The organism is Cupriavidus sp. 8B (genome assembly GCF_054589115.1).
This window is the reverse complement of record NZ_BAAILO010000023.1, coordinates 1-2,842: the sequence shown is the minus strand read 5'-3', so window position 1 is coordinate 2,842 and position 2,842 is coordinate 1. Positions and strand designations below refer to the sequence as shown.

Below are 2,842 nucleotides of genomic sequence, written 5' to 3'. Positions count from 1 at the left end.
CGGCGTCATTGGAAAGGTCAAAACCAGCTACCGCGGTCAGTACAGCAAGGTCAGTATTTCCGCACTGATGGGCAACGGTGTATTCAAGGATCTGACCACGATGACCGAAACCGGCTCCGACATCATTCTGCAGCCCGGTGGTGGCAAGCTCACGGTGGCCGCTGCCCAGTTGCTCAGCGCGAACGACTCGCTGCAATGGTCCGTCCCGCAGCAGCCTGACGCCGCTTGCATCGCCATCGTCGCGTCATACCAAGGCAGTGCCGGCAAGATCGTCGTGAACGGGACGACCATCAAGGCGGTGGGCGGCGCGGTCGACCCGAGCAAGGTGTCATGTTCCGGTGGTAGCAACACGATCGACCTGTACATCGCCTGACCGGCGAAAGCTATCCAGTTTTAGTGAGTTTATGCCGGTCAGAAACACCGGCTCTGCTGGCATAGTTGTTGGTATTGCCGCCGCCCTGCCTCGTACATGGCGGCGATCTACTTGGAGGTAGGCTAGATGTTTCTGACCGAAGCGGCGCTTCAACTATCCGTCGCGGCGATTGGCGCTGCTGTGATGATTCACAATACCAACAACCTTATTGACGACGCGTTGGCCACCGGTACTGGCCAGTACATGTCCAATGTGGCGAGTGCCGTCAATACCTATGTCTTCGACAACATGACGGTGCTCGCCGCCAGTCCGAATGGGCCGACGACGATCAATGCGGGTAGTGTATCCGCGACCGTCGCTAGCCCGCTTCACCCCACGGTGCAGGATCTGATTAACCTGAAGTTGCTGCCGATCGGGTTCAGCGACACTAGCCCGCTCGGGCTGTCCTTTCGTGTGGACCTGGTGCCGACCAACTGCAGCGCGGGTCTGACGAATTGCACTATCCCTGGGAGGATGTACTCGACCACGGCATACCGTGATGCCAGCGGCAACATTCGTACGGACCAGATGGCAACGGTTGTGGCCGCCGCTGGCGTCGATGCTGGCGTGTCCTACGCGGAGAGTCCTGCGGTCATTACCGGGATGGCCGCGAGCTGGTCTGCGCCGAATCCCCTGTCTGGAGGCAATGCGGGTGTGCTGATGATGCAGGTGGGCAACACGTCCCTCCTGGCACAGAGCATGAACCAGTTCTACAAGCGGGATGGTTCGTTGAACCTCACCGGGCCGATGGATGCGAACAATCAGGCGATGAATGCCGTTGGGAATTTGCAGTCGAATGGATCGGTATCCGCGAACGGGAACGTGGCGGCGGCCGGTCAGGTGAGTGGCAACTCTGTTACTGGTAACTATGTGAGATCAAATGGCGATGCGGGAATTGCCGGAAATGCGAGCGCCAATGGAGTCTACGGCAACTATGTTCAGTTGAACGGTAACGCCTATGTGGCCGGTATGGTGTCCTCGGGCGGTCAAGTCGCCGCCGGTGGGAACGTAACTAGTGGCGGCTCCGTGCTCGCTAACGGATCTCTTTACGCTGCTGGCGCGGTCGTGCCGTCCACCGGCGGTGGCCAGCAGGTCTGGGATGGCTGGGGCTGCGGCGATCCGCAGGGCGCAATCCGTAGCGATCCGAACGGGCGGATTCTGTCGTGCCAGTCTGGCGTTTGGCGGGCTGCCTCAGGGGGCACGGGCATAGCCGACTTTACGGCTATGTACCATACGTGCGGCTCAGAAGCGTTCGGAGACCCGTTTGGGAATGCTTCGGGCATCGTCTACACGATCTATTACGCGAACGGGTCGAGCCGGCAATTTTTTGCCAGGGACAACGTGAATTGCAGTAGCGGCGGAGGCTGAGGCCCGCGTTCCAGTGCAAAAGAGCCGGCAACACCGGCTCTTTTGCTATTTAAGCTTTACAGCTTACTGGCATTGTAGGACGACGACACCGGTGACGTCGCCGCTGGAGGGCGTGGGCATGGCGTAGCCGATGGCGAGCAGGGGCTTCGCCTGGGACGTACCCATGACTTGGACATGATGAAGCACGCCAGATGCCTGCAAGACTCCATTGACGGTCGTTCCGGTCACTTTGGCAGTTGCGTGTGTGTCAGACCCGATGGCAATGTCCAAATTGAGCACTTGCAGCGCGGGTCCGTTCAGATCGATGGTCGCGGTTGCGGCATTCACTTTGCCGGGGCCAAAGTTTCCGGACACGGCTGTGGGACTGGTATTGGCGAGTAGCGTGCAGGACAGGGTTGCAGTAGGTCCGGGCACGCGTTGCAATGCGAGGGGCTTTCCAACGGCATAGTGCGCACCCTGGTTCACGCTGAAGTTCCCGATGCTGCTTGATCCGTCAGTCCAGCGACCGATAGCGAAGTCACCATTACCGGCCACGTCGACAATCTTGCCGGTCGTCAGCGAAATCAGGCTGTTGGCGTCGATCCCGATCTGCTTATAGCCCCCTTCGGCCGTTGCCTTCTGCAGCGAGCCCGGGAATGCGTTGGAGGCGATGGACTGAAGCACCGACTTGGTAGAAGTCTCGGTCTGCGGCACGAAAACGACGGCCATCGGGTCCGCGGTGACAGTAGGTGCGGAGCCTTGCACCACGATGGTCGGGGGCGGCGGTGCCGGCGTGACTGCGGCCGGGGTCGACGAGCCACCGCCGTCACCACCACCACCGCAGGCGGCCAGTGCGAGGAGCGAAGCGACCGAGATCGCGGAGAGAGTCAGTTTGATCTTATTTTGCATTTTTCTTCCCTTCTAAATATTGAACACTGCGGCCCGCCCTCGGATCGCATATGTCCATCCTACTTGCGCCACGCGAAAGTCAAGGGCGCGTGCGCGTCTAGCGCCGTGCGTTCAGCGCGGCGTCGATCTTCTTGTTCGTCTTGTACTGGCTGAGCGCGTAGGTCGACCAGATTG

The 2,842-nt window shown here is 60.1% G+C and carries 3 protein-coding genes; 2 read left to right on the top strand and 1 reads right to left on the bottom strand.

The features are described from left to right. Positions 1 to 373 (top strand): type 4 pilus major pilin (locus ACYP5B_RS02020; protein WP_459568364.1); only part of this gene is annotated, 373 nt, incomplete at its 5' end. 126 nt (positions 374 to 499) lie between these two features. Further along, the gene (locus ACYP5B_RS02015; RefSeq protein ID WP_459568362.1) at positions 500 to 1,780 is read left to right on the top strand and encodes an adhesin; all 1,281 of its coding nucleotides are present in this window, start codon (positions 500 to 502) and stop codon (positions 1,778 to 1,780) included. Positions 1,781 to 1,843: 63 nt separating this feature from the next. Here ACYP5B_RS02015 and ACYP5B_RS02010 read toward each other — a convergent pair whose 3' ends face one another. Then, entirely contained in the window at positions 1,844 to 2,668 is an 825-nt protein-coding gene (locus tag ACYP5B_RS02010; protein WP_459568360.1) for a hypothetical protein, read from the bottom strand. Positions 2,669 to 2,842: the final 174 nt, after the last annotated feature.